Raw genomic sequence first — 14,760 nt, 5'->3', positions numbered from 1 at the left:
CTGTGAGAGACGCGTCGTGAAAGTCGTGGTGAAGAAGTCGAAGATTCACGGCATGGGCCTGTTCGCCGCGGAAGAGATTCCGTGGGGAACCAAGATCATCGAATACAAGGGCGAGCGGATTCCCGACAAGGTCGCCTTCGCGCGCATTGCGGAGGGTGCCGACTGCATCTTCGAGCTTGGAGACAATCAGAGCATCGACGGCGCCGTCCGCGGCAACGAGGCGCGCTTCGCCAACCACCGCCGCCGCAACCCCAACTGCTTCATCCTGCGCGACAAGGGCCGGATCTGGATCGTCGCGGGAATCGAGGGTGTCGCGGCGGGCGAGGAGATCACCTTCGATTACGGATCGACCTTCTATCCGCGCTAGCGCGTCCGGCTATCCCGCGAGAATCCCCTCGACGATCTCCTGAACGTTCAGCGCTTCCTCGAGGGTGGCGAGATGATGCGCCTCGCCGCGCGCCAGCTTCGCCACGCCCTCGAGCTGTCGCTTCAAGGCCAACGGCCGCGCCCGCTCGTTGGGCATGGCGTCGGGCGCGGGCTGCCAGGAGCCATCGGGCAAGCGCCTTTCGGCGATCGACCAGTCGCAGAGGCGTATGGCGCCGCGGTCGCCCTCCAGTGTCCAGACATTGTGATCGTCCTTCGTCGTCACGCCGACCGCGCCGGCGAGCGTCACCGGCAGGTCGCCGGAGCGCAACGTCGCTTCGATGCGCCGTTCGGACTGCCCCGCCTCGGGAAACGAGGCGCGTCCGGTCAGGCCGTGCAGCGGCCCTGCGAGACGTCGTGACAGGAACAGGAAATGCGAGACCACCTCGCGCGTGAAGCCGCCCTGCAGCGGCTTGTCGAGCCAGGCCACGGCATCGGCCTGCCAGGGACGCGGCCAGATCCTGAAGGCCACCTCGATGTCGATGCGCCGGGGTGTGCCGATCTCGCCCTTGTCGATCCAGTCGCGCAGCGCGGCCACCGCAAACGACGAGGCGAAGGGAAAGTTCACGGCGCCCCGATTGCCGGCTTCGGCCACGAAGGCGCGTGCGTCGGCGACGTCGACCGAAAGCGGCTTCTCGCCGAAGAAGCTCTTGCCGGCGGCAAGCGCCGCACGCGCGTGACCCAGATGCGAGGCCGGCGGCGAGGCCACATAGACGCAGTCGCTGGCCGCGATCACCGCCGCCGCGTCCGGGAGGCGCGGCACGTCGGGGAAGGTCCGCTCCATGCGCCGCATCGCGTCGGGCGAGGGATCCCAGATGCCGCAGACGTGAACCAGCGCGGGGTCCTGCTGGAGGATCGCCCCGAGCAGACGCTCGCCCATGATGCCGGCGCCGATGATGCCGATCGCCACGCTCTTGTTCGCCATTCGGTTCGTTCGCTCCGTCGATGTCGCGACAGACGTCGCACGAATCCAGCGAAGAAGGCAGGGGCATATCGTCTCCGCGGACCCGTCCACGGCACCGGTTCCGCCACGGACCTGCAGGGACCGTCTTGCCGCCCGCGCGGAACGTCGTACTCTCGCGCCATGATCTCCCGCCGAACCATCCTCTCCGGCCTGGCCGCCACGACGGCCGCCGCGTGTACCCCCCAACAGCCGGTTTCGACCGCCATGCCCTATCCGATCGCGCCGCCGCCGCCGGACCGGGCGATGCTGGGTCTGGACGCGGTGATCGATCTCAGCCGCAGCGTCACGGTCACGGATTTCCGCGCGGTACGCCGCAGCGGCATGCTCGGCGTCGTCCACAAGGCGACCGAAGGCGGCGACTATCTCGACACGGCCTATGCCGGCCGGCGGCCGCAGGCCGAGGCGGCGGGCCTGCTATGGGGCGCCTATCATTTCGGCACGGGCCAGACCTCGGGCGCGCGGCAGGCCGCCTACTTTCTCTCGGTGGCGCGGCCGGGCCCGCGCACCCTGCTGGCGCTCGATCTCGAAGCCAACGAGAACAATCCCAGCAACTCGATGCGGCTCGACCAGGCCGAGGAGTTCGTGCAGGCCGTGGCCACGGCGAGCGGCCGGCTGCCGGTGGTCTACGTCCATCCGACCTGGGCCAACGGCGATCCGCTGCCGAACTCCAACCTCAGCCTCGGCGCGCGTATCACGCCGGACTCGATCGTCGCCCGCTGCGGCCTGTGGATCGCCGACTATCACGACTCGCCCGAGATTCCCGTCGCCTGGGAGCAGACGGGCTGGCGACTCTGGCAATATGCCGGCGACGAGAGCGTGGGCAAGCCGGCCTACGGCCAGACCAACATCGTGCAGGGCGTCAGCCATTGCGACCGCAACCTGTTCAACGGCGGCGCGAGCGAGCTGCAGAGGTTCTGGGGCGCGTAATCGCTCCTCGATGCGAGGGTGATCTTGAAGCTGTGACCTAGCACGCGTTTTGCGTCATCCTCTCCGACGGCGCGGGTCGCCCGGAGGGATTGGCATGCTGGCAAACGTACGGCGCAGGGGCCTCGGTCATCTGGTCGGCGGAGCGGCGGCGGCGCTGCTGGCCGCGCTGCCCGTCACGGCGATGGCGCAGAAGCCGCCCTCGACCCTGAAAGTCGTGATGCATTCCGACCTCAAGGTGATCGATCCCATCTGGGTGTCGGCGCAGATCGGGCGCACGCATGCCTATCTCGTTTACGACACGCTGTTCTCGCTCGATGCCGACCTGAAGCCCCAGCCGCAGATGGTCGACAGCTACACGGTGAGCCCGGACGGGCTGGTCTATACCTTCAAGCTGCGCGACGGCCTCGCGTGGCACGACGGCGTGCCGGTCAAGGCCGAGGACTGCATCCAGTCGATCAAGCGCTGGGCCGAGCGCGACGGCGTCGGCCAGCGCCTGATGCAGCACACGCAATCGTTCGACGTCGTCGACGACAAGACGTTCAAGCTCACGCTGAAGAACCCCTACGGCTTCGTCATCGCCTCCCTGGCCAAGCCCGGCAGCACCGTGCCCTTCATGATGCCCAAGCGCGTCTCCGACACGCCCGGCACGCAGCAGATCAAGGATGCGACCGGCTCGGGCCCGTGGATCTTCAAGGCCGACGAATGGAAGCCCGGCGAGAAGGTCGTCTACGTCAAGAATCCCAACTACAAGCCGCGGCCCGAGCCGGCCTCGGGCCTGGCCGGCGGCAAGGTCGCCAAGTTCGACCGCATCGAATGGCTGGCGATGCCCGACATCCAGACGGCGGCCAACGCGCTGATGACCGGCGAGATCGATGCCATCGAGGCGCTGCCGCTCGACCTGGCGCCGATGGTCGAGAAGAACAAGTCGATCGCCTTCATGCGCGGCAAGTATCCCGGCCAGTACACGCTGCGCCTCAACTGGCTGCACCCGCCGCTCAACAACCCGAAGATCCGCGAGGCGATCGGCTATGCGATCGACCAGCGCCCCTATCTTGAGGCCCAGATCGGCAACGAGAAGTTCTTCCAGCTCTGCAAGGCCTACTTCATCTGCAGCACGCCGCTGGCCAGCACCACGGCGATGGACGGCCGGCTCGAAGGCAATGTCGCCAAGGCGCGCGAGCTCCTGAAGGAAGCGGGCTACGACGGCACGCCGCTGGTGGTGATGCACACGACCGACCTGCCGGCACTCGTGAACCTGGCGCCAGTGGCGAAGGCACAGCTCGAGCGCGCCGGCTTCAAGGTCGACATGCAGTCGATGGACTGGCAGACGACGGTGGCCCGCACCAACAAGCGCGACGCGCTGGACAAAGGCGGGTGGAGCGTCTTCCTGACGAGCTGGGGCGCGCTGGATTCGTCCGATCCGATCGTGTCGCAGAACCTCAACGCCTCCTGCGAGAAGGCAACGCCCGGCTGGCCGTGCGACAAGCGGATCGAGGAGCTGCGCGACCAGTTCGCCCTGGAAGGCGACGCCGCAAAGAAGAAGGCGATCGCCGACGAGATCCAGACCCGCGCCGTCACGCTCGGCACGCACTATCCGCTGGGCGAATGGTACGGTCAGTTCGCCTACCGCACGAGCACCAGGGACTGGTTGCCGCCGATGACGGCCATGCTGTTCTGGAACGCGGAGAAGACCCAGTAGCCGGGGTTCAGGGCAAGAAAGGGTCTGCCGGGATCGGCAGGCCCATGTTTTCGCGCAGGGTCGCGCCCCTGTAGTCCGGCGGACGCAGGCCGCGGCGCTTGAGCTCCGGCACGACCAGCTCGACAAAGTCGCGCAGGCTGCGCGGCTGGACGGGCATGGAGAGCATGAACCCGTCGCACGCCTTGCCGGTGTACCAATCCTCCATCATGTCGGCGACCTCGACCCGATCGCCCTTCACCATGTTGCCGCCCATCGACGGCAGGACGCGCTCGTAGGTGCCGCGTACGCTCAGGCCCTCGCGCGCCGCCATTTCCAGCACCGAGCGGCCGATCGCGGTGCCGCCGACGCTTTCGCCCGGGCTTGCCGGCATCGGCCCGTCGAGCGGCGCGTCGCTCAGGTCGAAACCCACCAGCTTCGACAGGTAGCTGACGGCCAGCGATGGGGCGATCAGGCCCTGCAGTTCTTCAAAGAGGTCGTCGGCCTCGGCGCGGGTGCGGCCGACGAACACGCTGAGCGCGGGCAGGATCTTCAGCGCGTCGGGTGGGCGGCCGTACTTGGGCATGCGGCCCTTGATGTCGGCATATTCCTTCTGGGCCTGCGCCTTGCTGCTGGCCGTGCCGAACAGGCCCTCGCCGCCATAGGCCGCCAGCTCCTTGCCGGCCTCCGACTGGCCGGCCATGAAGACCACGGGTTGGCCCTGCGGCGTGCGGGCGACATTGAGCGGTCCCTTGACCGCGAAATGCGTGCCGCGGTGATTGGTCAGGCGCACCCGCGCCGGATCGAGATACTGTCCCGTCGCCTTGTCCTGCAGGAACGCGTCGGTCGCCCAGGAATCCCAGAGCGCGCGAACGACATCGAGGCTTTCCTGCGCCCGCTCGTAGCGCTCGACGCGACCCATATGCTCGTCGCGGCCGAAATTCTTCGCATCCTCGACATACTGGGTCGTGACGAGGTTCCAGCCGGCCCGGCCGGCGCTCAGGTGATCCAGCGAGGCGAACTTGCGGGCGATGCTGAACGGCTCTTCGTAGGTGGTGGTCGCCGTGGCGACCAGGCCGAGCCTCGTCGTGTGCTGCGCCAGGGCGGCGAACAAGGTCACCGGCTCGAACACCGCCGGGCGATCGGACGGGCTATTGGCGGCGAACAGGGCCGGCTTGTCCATCTGCCGCACGCCATTGCCGTCGGCCAGGAACATCATGTCGAGCTGGCCGCGTTCGGCGATCTGCGCCATCTCGACCATGCACTGGAGTTGCATCGTGGTGGTCGGGAAGGCGTCGCGATGACGCCAGCCGCCGAGATGGCCACCCAGCGCGCCGCCGGTGAAGCCAAGAACCATCATGCGGCGCCGCGCTCCGCTTTCGCCGGCTCGCCCTGCCACTGGCTCGGCGCCTCGGGCAGGCCGAGATGGCCGCGCAGGGTGGTGGTCTCGTACTCCTTGCGGAAGATTCCGCGGCGCTGCAGCTCGGGCACGACCAGGTCGACGAAGTCGCTGAGGCCGCGCGGCTGGACCGGCGCCATGATGGTGAAGCCGTCGCCGGCCTTGCTGCGCCACCAATCCTCCATCTCGTCGGCGACCTGCGTCGGGCTGCCCTTGAACACCGGGCCGCCCAGCGCCGGCAGCGTGCGCTGGTAGGTCTCGCGGACGGTGAGGTTGTCGCGTCGCGCCATGTCGATGATGTAGCGGCGCAGGCTGCTGCCGCCCAGCGTCTCCTCTGCGAGGTCGTCGAACGGCAGCGGGCCGTCGAGCGGCAGGGTCTCGAGATCGTGCACCAGCATCTTGGAGAGATAGTGCACGCCCAGCGCCGGCGAGATCAACGACTGCAGTTCCAGGTACAGATCCTCCGCTTCAGCGGCGGTGCGGCCGGTGAAGACACTGACGCCCGGCAGGATCTTCAGCATGTCGGGCGCGCGGCCGTAACGCGCCATGCGGCCCTTGATGTCGGCATAGGCGTCGATGCAATCCTGCTTGGTGGTGCCGGCGCCGAACAGCGCGTCGGCATAGCGCGCCGCCAGTTCGACGCCGGGCGGAGACTGGCCGGCCATGAACACGATGGGCCGGCCCTGCGGCGTGCGCGAGATGTTCAACGGGCCCTTCACCGTGAAGTGCGGGCCGCTATGCTCGATGGGACGCACCCGCGTCGGGTCGAGATACTGGCCGCTCTCTTTGTCCTGCGGGAAGGCGTCGTCGGCCCAGCTGTCCCATAGGGCCGTGACCACCTCGTAGAATTCCTGGGCCCGCGCATAGCGGTCCTCGCGGCCCATATGCTCGCTGCGGCCGAAGTTCAGCGCGTCGCCGGCATTGGAGGCCGTGACCAGGTTCCAGCCGGCGCGGCCCTTGCTGATATGGTCCATCGAGGCGAAGCGGCGGGCGACCATCCACGGCTCGTCATAGGTGCTGGTCGCCGTGGCGACGACGCCGATATGTCTGGTGACCATCGACACGGCCGAGAGCAGGGTCGTCGGCTCGAAGAAGGACGGTCGCGCCGATGGATGATTGGCGGCGAACAGGGCCGGGCGGTCCATGTCGCGCACGCCATTGCCGTCGGCCAGGAACACGCAGTCGAACTTCCCGCGCTCGGCGATCTGCGACATCTCGATGAAGGCCTCGAGATTCATCACCGGCTTGTCGAAGGCGTCCCTGTGGCGCCAGCCGCCGAGATGGCCGCCAACGAGATTGGGAATGCAGGCGAGATGCATCATGGCATCGGCTCCTCGTTCGGGTATCGTCGGCCGCCGCTGGTACGGCATCACCGCTAGCCTCGCCGGACGCCGTCGCAAGAACCGGGCCTAAGAGGGCGTGCCTACGGTTTCGCTGCTACCGGCCAGTAATGGCCGTCGGGAGTCGAGCGCTTGCCGAAGATCGCCTCGCCGACGCGCACGACGTCGGCGCCCTGCACGATCGCCTCTTCGAAATCGTTCGACATGCCCATCGACAGTTCCCGGATCGCCGGATCGTGGCGAACGGCGGTGTCGCGCAGCTCGCGCAGGCGTTCGAAGCAGGGACGCACCTTGTCGAGATCGGTGCTGAACACCGCGAGCGTCATCAGCCCGCGCGGCTTCAGCCGCGGGAAGCGCCGGAGCTCGTCGAGATACGGGATCAGCTCGCCGGGCTGCAGGCCGTATTTGCTCTCCTCCGCCGACGTGTTCACCTGGACGTAGACGTCGAGGGAGCGATCCTCCCTGTCGAGGCGGGTATTGAGCGCCTCGGCGAGGCGCACGCTGTCGAGCGCGTGGAATTCGCGCGCGAAGCGGGTCAGGAACTTGACCTTGTTGGTCTGCAGGTGGCCCACGATACACCAGTCGATGGCGAGGTCCGAAAGCTCGGCGCGCTTGGCCACGGCTTCCTGGATCTTGTTCTCGCCGAAGTCGCGAATGCCAGCCGCATAGGCGAAACGCAGGACATGTGCCGGCACCGTCTTGGTGATCGGCAGCAGGCGCACCGACTCGCGCGGCCGTCCGGCACGCACGCAGGCCTGCACGATCCGCTCCTCCACCGAGGCAAGGTTGCGGCTGAACATGGCGAAGGGATCGGGTCCGAAGCGCTTGATGTCTTCGGGTGTCAGGCTTGCGGGTTCGGAAGAGGCGTTCATGGGTATCCAACCGGAGTGTCCGGCAGAGATACCCTAGTCGAGTTTGCGCGTCGCTATGAACACGCCGATGCCGACGGCGATCGACACGGTCGACACCACGATGACGACCGGCCACAACAGGCCACCCAGGATTTCCAACATGGGTGCCGAACGCACGTCGCGCCGCCGCGTTCCGGAGGTATTGCCGGTATTAGGGGTGGGTCATTCGCAAATGGCTTGGAAAGGCGGATCGGTTGGCGTTTCCAGGAAGGCGAAAGGTCCCTCACTGCGTTCGGGATGACAAATTTGTTGGGATTTGCGCCGTGCGCCTGTCAAACAGACGTGTCATCCCGAACGCAGTGAGGGACCTTTGCTTCATCTGCGATAGGCTTGGGGAATAGGGGCGGTGTTCGACGCCGACCGGCAGCATTGCTTCACTAAGACTGTCGAATGCTCCAGCGACAGCACCAGCCCCAGCCTGTATCTGCTGCTCATGACTTCCTCCCCGAAACGCAGGGGCGTGCCGTTCAGCATCAGCCTCGTGACGCTGATGCTCGTCGTGGTCGGCCTGTTGTCGGCCGCCCTTCTGCTTCTCGGGTGGCAGACGACCAGTACGCTTGAGGAAGCCAACATCGATCTCCGGATGGCGGCGCTCGACGAATCGGTGACCGGCTGGCTCAGCAGCAACATCCGCTCGACGGTCGATGTCCAGCAAGCGCTGGCCGTGACGCCGGCTTTCTCGCGGCGGGCGGGACCTGTGGAGAACGGCGCGAACGGGGTGGAGTCACGCCGGCAGCTCGCCATCCTGCTCGACCATCATCCCATCATGGCCGCGGCTTACGCGGGCTATGCGGATGGCAGTTTCGACTATGTCGGCCGGATCGCCGAGCTGCCCGAAGCGCTGCAGCGGGAACTGAACGTGCCGCGCACAGCGGTGCTGTTCGCGCGCTCGCTGCCGGGCGGCGAGGGCGCGCGTCCCGAGCGCTGGTTCTTCCTGGCGGCCGATGGCGCCGCGCTCTCGGAAGCCAGCCGCTCCCTCGATTTCGATCCCCGCAATCGCCCCTGGTACAAGGAGGCGAACGCAACGACCCGCTCGATCATCACCGAGCCCTACGCCTTCGCCGTCTCGGGCACCCAGGGCGTTTCGGTCGCGACGCAGATCGGCCGGCACGAGGGGGCGATTGCCTTCGACTTCACGCTGGACGCGCTGTCGCAGGTCACGGCCGGGCACAAACCGGCGCGTGGTGCCATCGTCATGGTGGCCACGGACGCCGGCAACATCCTGGCCGATTCGTCGAACTGTGCGGTGCGCGATCCCGCCTGCGTGCCGGCCGATCCGGCCATGCGCGAGCTGTTGCGTCGAGAGCTTGCCGACGTCTCGCACCACAGCGATCGCCGCCTCGACATACGGCTTCGGGTCGGCGGCATGGACTGGGAGATGCTCGTCGATCCGATGCCGGCGGTGTTCAACGAGCGCTTCTACGTCGGCGCCGCTGTGCCGATCGCCGAGATCACCGCCGAATCCCGCCGGCTGCTCCTCGTCTCGGGCGCGACGGCCGCCGTCTGCATCCTGCTCGCCGTGCTGGCGGTCCTTGCCGGCGCCGTGTTCATGTCCCGCGCGATCGGCCGCATCGCCCACAAGACCGACAGCATCCGCGACCTCGATTTCACCGATCGCACACCCATCGTCAGCCGGATCCGCGAGGTCCAGCAGCTCTCCGACGCCGTCGAGCGCATGCGCGACGGGCTGGAGATCTTCGGCCGCTATGTCGCAAAGAACCTCGTGCGCCAGATCATGCGCTCGCCGGAGACGGCGGGCGTCGGCGGCGCGCAGCGCCAGGTGACGGTGATGTTCTCCGACATCGAGAGCTTCTCGCGCATCAGCGAGGGCCTGTCGCCCCAGGTCCTGACCGGCCGCCTGTCGCGCTACTTCGATGCGCTGACGGCGCCGATCTCCGCGAGCCACGGCACGATCGACAAGTTCATCGGCGACAGCATCATGGCCTTCTGGAACGCGCCCGAGCCCGACGAGCGGCATGTCGAGAACGCCTGTCGCGCGGCGTTGCGGGCCGCGGCGGCGAGCCAGGACCTGGTCGAGAAATGGCAGCGGCGGGACCGGCCGGTCTTCCGCACCCGCTTCGGGCTGCACACCGGCCTCGCGGTCATCGGCAATGTCGGTGCCCGCGACCGCATCAACTACACGTTGGTCGGCACGATCGTGAACCAGGCCTCGCGGATCGAGGGGCTGAACAAGGTCTACGGAACCCATGTCCTGGCCAGCGGCGAGGTCGTGGCACTGACGCGCGAACTCTTCACCTGGCGCTTCATCGAACGGGTGATCCCGGCGGGCACCGACGATCCGATCGACCTCTTCGAGCTGGTGGCCGAGGGGCACGAGGGCGAAGGCGATCCGTTCACCGCCCTGTGGGATCGCGCCCAGGCGGCCTATTCCAAGGGCGCCTTCGCCGAGGCCTCGGCGCTGTTTCAGGAAGCCACGCAGCTGCGGCCCGGCGACGGACCGGCCCGGGTCCTGCTCGGACGCTGCAGACAATGGGTAGACGCGCCACCGCGCTCGCCGTGGAAGGCTACCTGGCGCTTCGAGACGAAATAGGAAGACGGCGATTCGTCGCCGGATCATTGGCGGCCGGCCGGCGTTATAGGCGCCATGTCGCCCCTTTTTCAGCCCGGACGCACCGTGTGGAAGGTCGAGCACGCCCCCAGGGCGGCCGTCCTGGTCGATGGCGCGGCGTTCTTCGCGGCTGTTCGCCAGGCCTTCCTGCAGGCCCGGCGCACGATCTTCATCGTCGGCTGGGACATCGACAGCCGGACCGAGCTGGTGGGGGAGCAGCCGCCCGAGGACGGGCTGCCGACCGACTTCGCGGGCTTTCTCACCGAGTTGCTGAAGCGCCGGCCGGAGTTGCGGATCCATCTCCTGCTCTGGGACTACTCCCTGGTCTACGCGCATGAGCGCGAGCCCCTGCCGCAACTCTTCCTCAACTGGCAGATGCCGCCGCAGGTCACCTTCTGCCTCGATTCGACGGTGCCCTTCGGATCCTCGCAGCACCAGAAGCTGGTGGTGGTGGACGATGCGCTGGCCTTCTCGGGTGGCCTCGATCTCACCATCCGGCGCTGGGACACCAGCGGTCACGATCCCGACAACGCCCGCCGCGTCGATCCCGGCGGCGAGCCTTACCGGCCGTTCCATGACGTCCAGATGATGGTCGATGGCCCGGCGGCGCGGGCGCTGGCGCTGCTGGCGCGGGCGCGCTGGTGCCACGCCAACGGCGGGGAGCCTGAGGTCCACCCGGAAGGCGATCCCTGGCCGAGCACCTGCGAGCCGCACTTCACCGACGTCGAGGTCGCGATCGCGCGTACCCAGCCGCGCTATCATCTCGAACAGGAAGTGCGCGAGGTCGAGGCGCTGTTCGTCGAAAGCATCGCCCGCGCCGAGCGCACGATCTACATCGAGAACCAGTTCATGACCTCGGGCGTGGTAGCGTCGGCGCTGGCCCGCCGGCTGCGCGAGCGGCCGGAGCTCGAGGTGCTGATGGTGGCGCCGCGCAGCCATGATTCGTTCATCGAACGGCGCACCATGCGCAATGGCCGCATCCGCTTCTGGCGCACCGTGAAGGCGGCCGGCGGCGACCGGGTGCGGCTGCTCTATCCTTCGATCGAGACGCCGGATGGCAAGGACGGCTCCTCCACCTACACGATGATCCATTCCAAGATCATGGTGATCGACGATTGGTTTCTGAGGGTCGGCTCGGCCAATCTCAACAACCGCTCGATGGGCGCCGATACCGAGTGCGATCTGGCGATCGAGGCGGCGTCGGACCGAGAGCGCGCCGCCATCGTGCGCCTGCGCGACCGCCTTCTCGGCGAGCATTGCGGCGTGTCGGCGGAAGAAGTCGCGGGCGCCCTCGCGCAGCGGGGATCGCTCGTGCGCGTGGCCGATTCGCTCTGCGGCAACGGTCACTGTCTCAGTCCGATCGACGATGGTCAGCCCGACCGCGCGCTGTTCGCGCGGCTGGCCGAGCGGGTTGCCGATCCGGCGCGGCCGCTGCGCCTCGGGCGTCTGGCCGGCCGCCTGCTGCCGCGCCTGCTGTTCCATGGCAGCCGGACCATCGGCCGCCGGCTCGCCAGGCGCGAGGACCGTCGCGCTGCCCGCGAGAACAAAGAGGTCGAGGCGCCGCGACCGCCAGCAAGCGGCGGCGAGAGCGAGGAGGGACTGCTGGGCCGCGCGGGCCTCGTCGTAGCCTGTGCCTTGGCGTCGATCGTCCTGCTGACGCTCGCCTGGCAGTTCACCGGGCTGAAGGACTTCGCCCATCCCGACCATATCCGCGAGCTCATGGAAGGAGCGCAGGGCGAGCCGTGGGCGCTGGGCGTCGTGGTGGCGCTGTTCCTACTGGGCGGTGCGGTGGCGTTTCCCGTCACCATCCTGATCCTGGCAACGGCGGCGGTGTTCGGCCCCTGGTGGGGCATGCTCTATGCCACCGCCGGCGTGGCGGCCAGTGCGGGGCTCATGTTCGCCATCGGCGCCCGCTTCGGGCAGGAGGTGCCCAGACGCCTGCTCGGCAAGCGCTGGGACAGGCTGCGCGACCGCCTCCAGCGGCGTGGTCTTGTCGCCGTGGTAGCACTGCGCGTGGTGCCGGTGGCGCCGTTCTCTCTGATCAATCTCGCCGCCGGCGCCGGCTCGATCCGCCTCGTCGATTTCGCGCTCGGCACGCTGATCGGCATGGGCCCGGGCCTGGTCGCGATCGCGCTGATGGGCGACCGCATCGCCAAAGTGCTCGCCAACCCCACTGCCGGTCAGATCGGCGTGCTGGCGCTTTGCGTCGTCGGCTGGATCGGCCTGTCCTTCGGGGCGCAGGCGATCGTGTCACGGCTGGGGGAAAGGACGTCTTGAACTCCGTCCGGTTGATGACATGGAACATCCACGGCGCGCTCGGGTGCAACCCGCGCTTCGACCTCGATCGCGTGATCGAGCTGGTGAAGAGCCATGCGCCCGACATCGTCGCGCTGCAGGAGATCGATTCGCGGCGCGTCCGTCAGGCCCAGGCCGGCAATCCCTTCGACGTGCTGCAGGAGGCCCTGGGCACTCACGGGATCGGCGCCAAGACCGTGGTGACCGCCGACGGCGAATACGGCCAGGCGCTGATCAGCCGCTGGCCGCTGGAGAACATCCAGATCCACGATCTCTCCTACCCCGAACGGGAGCCGCGGCGCGCCATCTGCACCGACGTTGTGACGCCGTACGGGTCGCTGCGCGTGATTGCCACGCATCTCGGCCTCGCGTTGCGCGAGCGGCGCAGCCAGACGATCGCGTTGCTCAAAATGCTCGGCCGGCTCGACCGGCCGACCGTCGCGCTGGGCGACTTCAACGACTGGCTCTGGGCGGGCTCGGTGCGCCGCGGCCTGGCGCGTGCGCTGCCGGCCTTCAGCCGCCATCGCACCTTTCCCGCAAAACTGCCGCTCTTCCAGCTCGACCGCATCTATCTGTCGCCCGCGTCGGCCCTGATCGGCAGCGCCACCGACCACCGTGCCCGCGAACTTTCGGATCACCTACCGGTGATCGCCGACATCGAGGTGTAGCGTGGCGCGCACGGGCACCGTGGCGATGGAGGCCCGGCAGGTCGACGGCCTGCCCGACGGCAAGGGTTGGCAGTACGAACCGAAATGGGACGGGTTCCGCTGCCTGGCGCTGAGGCACGGGGACAAGGTCGAGCTGCTCGGCCGCTCGGGCAAGAGCCTGTCCCGCTACTTTCCCGAGATGGTCGCGGCGCTGAGGCGCCTGAAGCACAAGCGCTTCGTGCTCGACGGCGAGCTGGTCATTGTCGTGGGCAAGGGCCTGTCCTTCGAGGCGCTGCAGATGCGGCTGCATCCGGCGGCCAGTCGCATCAAGCGCCTCGCCGAGGAGACTCCTTCGCTCCTCATCGCCTTCGATCTTCTGGAGGACGAGGCGGGACGCGACCTTCACGCCGAACCGCTGACCGGGCGGCGCGCGGCTCTGGAGCGTTTCTTCGCGGCGCTCGGCGAAGTCGAGGACCTGCGGCTGTCGCCCAGGACGACACGCCTTGCCGATGCCCGCAAATGGCTGAGCCGGGCCGGCAGCGGGACGCTGGACGGCGTCGTCGCCAAGCGTCTCGACGAGCCCTACAAGGCGGGCGAGCGCGCCATGCTCAAGATCAAGAACCTGCGCAGTGCCGACTGCGTCGTCGGCGGCTTCCGCTACGCCACGGCGACCAAGGGCGGCAAAAAAGAAGTCGGCTCGCTGCTGCTCGGCCTCTACGACGAGGCGGGCCGGCTCGACCATGTCGGCTTCACCTCCGCATTGGGCGGCCTCGACCGCAAGGCACTGACGGCGAAACTCGAGAAGTCGAAGGGCGGCGGTTTCACCGGCGATGCGCCGGGCGGTCCCAGCCGCTGGTCGACGGAACGCACCGCTCAGTGGGTGCCCTTGAAGCCCAAGCTGGTCGTCGAGGTGCAGTACGATCACGTGACCGGGCACCGCTTCCGCCACGGCACCGGCTTCCTGCGCTGGCGCCCCGATAAGGCGCCGCGTGACTGTTCGTTCGATCAACTCGTGCAGGAAGCGCGGCCGTCGCGGGTGATGCGTCTTCTCAAGTCGAAGTAGGAACGCGCCGACGCGGGCGCGCGCCGATCAGACCTTCTTCTTGCGATTTGCTGCCGTCTTGCGCTTCGGGCCGGTCTTCCTCTTGGCGGTGGTCTTCTTCCTGGCAGCCGTCTTCTTCTTCGCCGGCACCTTCTTGCCCTTGGTGCGTGCTTCCGAGAGACCGATGGCGATGGCCTGCTCGCGGCTCTTCACCGTGCCGCCCTTGCCGCCGGGTCCGCTCTTGAGCGTCCCCTTCTTGCGGCGCTCCATCGCGGCCTCGACTTCTTTGCTGGCGCTGCGGGAGTATCTTGCCATGGTTCCTCCATCTCGATGGGTTCAGTCGCAAACGGTGTGATCGCGTTTTGGCTGCATGCTCGCGCCGGCGAGAAGGCAAAGGAAAGCCCGCGACCCCCTTTGCACATTTTGCGATGGACGAAGGGTGCGGGCTTTCCGCAGGGGACGCCAGGAACGAAGCGTTCGACCGTCGCCAACGAAACGTGTGGCTCTCCTGCCCTTTATCAATGCGCGCCGGGACCGATCGGTTGCCGCCGACGGCAACGGAAGGCAC

General features: G+C 67.8%; 13 protein-coding genes. 7 read left to right on the top strand and 6 right to left on the bottom strand.

The window, feature by feature from the left end; all coding sequences use genetic code 11:
- Positions 1-16: 16 nt before the first annotated feature.
- On the top strand, positions 17-367 hold the full coding sequence (locus tag ACP15H_RS16070; protein WP_425067191.1) for an SET domain-containing protein: 351 nt from the start codon (positions 17-19) through the stop codon (positions 365-367).
- A 9-nt stretch (positions 368-376) separates the two neighbouring features.
- Here the strand turns inward: ACP15H_RS16070 and ACP15H_RS16065 are convergent, their stop codons facing one another.
- Complete coding sequence (locus ACP15H_RS16065) at positions 377-1,348, bottom strand: Gfo/Idh/MocA family protein (RefSeq protein ID WP_425067190.1); 972 nt, start codon at positions 1,346-1,348, stop codon at positions 377-379.
- 159 nt (positions 1,349-1,507) lie between these two features.
- Here ACP15H_RS16065 and ACP15H_RS16060 point away from each other — a divergent pair, with 159 nt between their 5' ends.
- Complete coding sequence (locus ACP15H_RS16060) at positions 1,508-2,314, top strand: glycoside hydrolase family 25 protein (RefSeq protein WP_425067189.1); 807 nt, start codon at positions 1,508-1,510, stop codon at positions 2,312-2,314.
- 94 nt (positions 2,315-2,408) lie between these two features.
- Positions 2,409-4,013, top strand: a complete 1,605-nt coding sequence (locus ACP15H_RS16055) for an ABC transporter substrate-binding protein (protein ID WP_425067188.1) — start codon at positions 2,409-2,411, stop codon at positions 4,011-4,013.
- 7 nt (positions 4,014-4,020) lie between these two features.
- On the opposite strand, the gene ACP15H_RS16050 is transcribed toward ACP15H_RS16055, so the two are convergent.
- From ACP15H_RS16050 to ACP15H_RS16035, 4 genes are all read right to left on the bottom strand, one after another.
- Complete coding sequence (locus ACP15H_RS16050) at positions 4,021-5,349, bottom strand: LLM class flavin-dependent oxidoreductase (RefSeq protein WP_425067187.1); 1,329 nt, start codon at positions 5,347-5,349, stop codon at positions 4,021-4,023.
- Entirely contained in the window at positions 5,346-6,710 is a 1,365-nt protein-coding gene (locus ACP15H_RS16045) for an LLM class flavin-dependent oxidoreductase (RefSeq protein WP_425067186.1), read from the bottom strand. The genes ACP15H_RS16050 and ACP15H_RS16045 overlap by 4 nt, the downstream gene beginning before the upstream one ends.
- Positions 6,711-6,811: 101 nt before the next feature.
- Positions 6,812-7,600, bottom strand: a complete 789-nt coding sequence (locus ACP15H_RS16040; protein ID WP_425067185.1) for a YggS family pyridoxal phosphate-dependent enzyme — start codon at positions 7,598-7,600, stop codon at positions 6,812-6,814.
- 33 nt (positions 7,601-7,633) lie between these two features.
- Positions 7,634-7,756: a hypothetical protein gene (locus ACP15H_RS16035; RefSeq protein ID WP_425067184.1), complete on the bottom strand. Its 123-nt coding sequence runs from the start codon at positions 7,754-7,756 to the stop codon at positions 7,634-7,636.
- Positions 7,757-8,072: 316 nt separating this feature from the next.
- On the opposite strand from ACP15H_RS16035, the gene ACP15H_RS16030 reads away from it, so the two are divergent.
- Genes ACP15H_RS16030 through ACP15H_RS16015 form a run of 4 tightly spaced genes read left to right on the top strand, consistent with a single transcriptional unit; the run spans position 8,073 to position 14,213 of the window.
- Positions 8,073-10,190: an adenylate/guanylate cyclase domain-containing protein gene (locus ACP15H_RS16030; RefSeq protein ID WP_425067183.1), complete on the top strand. Its 2,118-nt coding sequence runs from the start codon at positions 8,073-8,075 to the stop codon at positions 10,188-10,190.
- Between the two features lie 54 nt (positions 10,191-10,244).
- Entirely contained in the window at positions 10,245-12,485 is a 2,241-nt protein-coding gene (locus tag ACP15H_RS16025) for a VTT domain-containing protein (RefSeq protein ID WP_425067182.1), read from the top strand.
- Positions 12,482-13,171 carry an endonuclease/exonuclease/phosphatase family protein gene (locus ACP15H_RS16020; protein WP_425067181.1) on the top strand — a complete coding sequence of 230 codons (690 nt, stop codon included), beginning with the start codon at positions 12,482-12,484 and terminating at the stop codon, positions 13,169-13,171. Before ACP15H_RS16025 ends, ACP15H_RS16020 begins: the two co-directional genes overlap by 4 nt.
- 25 nt (positions 13,172-13,196) lie before the next feature.
- On the top strand, positions 13,197-14,213 hold the full coding sequence (locus ACP15H_RS16015) for an ATP-dependent DNA ligase (protein ID WP_425069908.1): 1,017 nt from the start codon (positions 13,197-13,199) through the stop codon (positions 14,211-14,213).
- Positions 14,214-14,240: 27 nt separating this feature from the next.
- Here ACP15H_RS16015 and ACP15H_RS16010 read toward each other — a convergent pair whose 3' ends face one another.
- Positions 14,241-14,507 carry a DUF6496 domain-containing protein gene (locus ACP15H_RS16010; protein WP_425067180.1) on the bottom strand — a complete coding sequence of 89 codons (267 nt, stop codon included), beginning with the start codon at positions 14,505-14,507 and terminating at the stop codon, positions 14,241-14,243.
- Positions 14,508-14,760 lie beyond the last annotated feature (253 nt).

Origin of the sequence: Reyranella sp., from assembly GCF_965249915.1 — a bacterium.
In the GTDB taxonomy this organism is placed as follows: Bacteria; Pseudomonadota; Alphaproteobacteria; order Reyranellales; family Reyranellaceae; genus Reyranella.
The sequence above is the reverse complement of the archived record's forward strand: the minus strand, read 5'-3'. Positions and strand labels throughout refer to the sequence as shown.

Bases quoted from the DNA above. Each gene is read 5' to 3' on its own strand.
- ACP15H_RS16040 (WP_425067185.1), bottom strand. From the start codon at position 7,600: ATGAACGCCTCTTCCGAACCCGCAAGCCTGACACCCGAAGACATCAAG.
- ACP15H_RS16025 (WP_425067182.1), top strand. From the start codon at position 10,245: ATGTCGCCCCTTTTTCAGCCCGGACGCACCGTGTGGAAGGTCGAGCAC.
- ACP15H_RS16010 (WP_425067180.1), bottom strand. From the start codon at position 14,507: ATGGCAAGATACTCCCGCAGCGCCAGCAAAGAAGTCGAGGCCGCGATG.
- ACP15H_RS16060 (WP_425067189.1), top strand. From the start codon at position 1,508: ATGATCTCCCGCCGAACCATCCTCTCCGGCCTGGCCGCCACGACGGCC.
- ACP15H_RS16030 (WP_425067183.1), top strand. From the start codon at position 8,073: ATGACTTCCTCCCCGAAACGCAGGGGCGTGCCGTTCAGCATCAGCCTC.
- ACP15H_RS16045 (WP_425067186.1), bottom strand. From the start codon at position 6,710: ATGATGCATCTCGCCTGCATTCCCAATCTCGTTGGCGGCCATCTCGGC.
- ACP15H_RS16015 (WP_425069908.1), top strand. From the start codon at position 13,197: ATGGAGGCCCGGCAGGTCGACGGCCTGCCCGACGGCAAGGGTTGGCAG.
- ACP15H_RS16055 (WP_425067188.1), top strand. From the start codon at position 2,409: ATGCTGGCAAACGTACGGCGCAGGGGCCTCGGTCATCTGGTCGGCGGA.
- ACP15H_RS16050 (WP_425067187.1), bottom strand. From the start codon at position 5,349: ATGATGGTTCTTGGCTTCACCGGCGGCGCGCTGGGTGGCCATCTCGGC.
- ACP15H_RS16065 (WP_425067190.1), bottom strand. From the start codon at position 1,348: ATGGCGAACAAGAGCGTGGCGATCGGCATCATCGGCGCCGGCATCATG.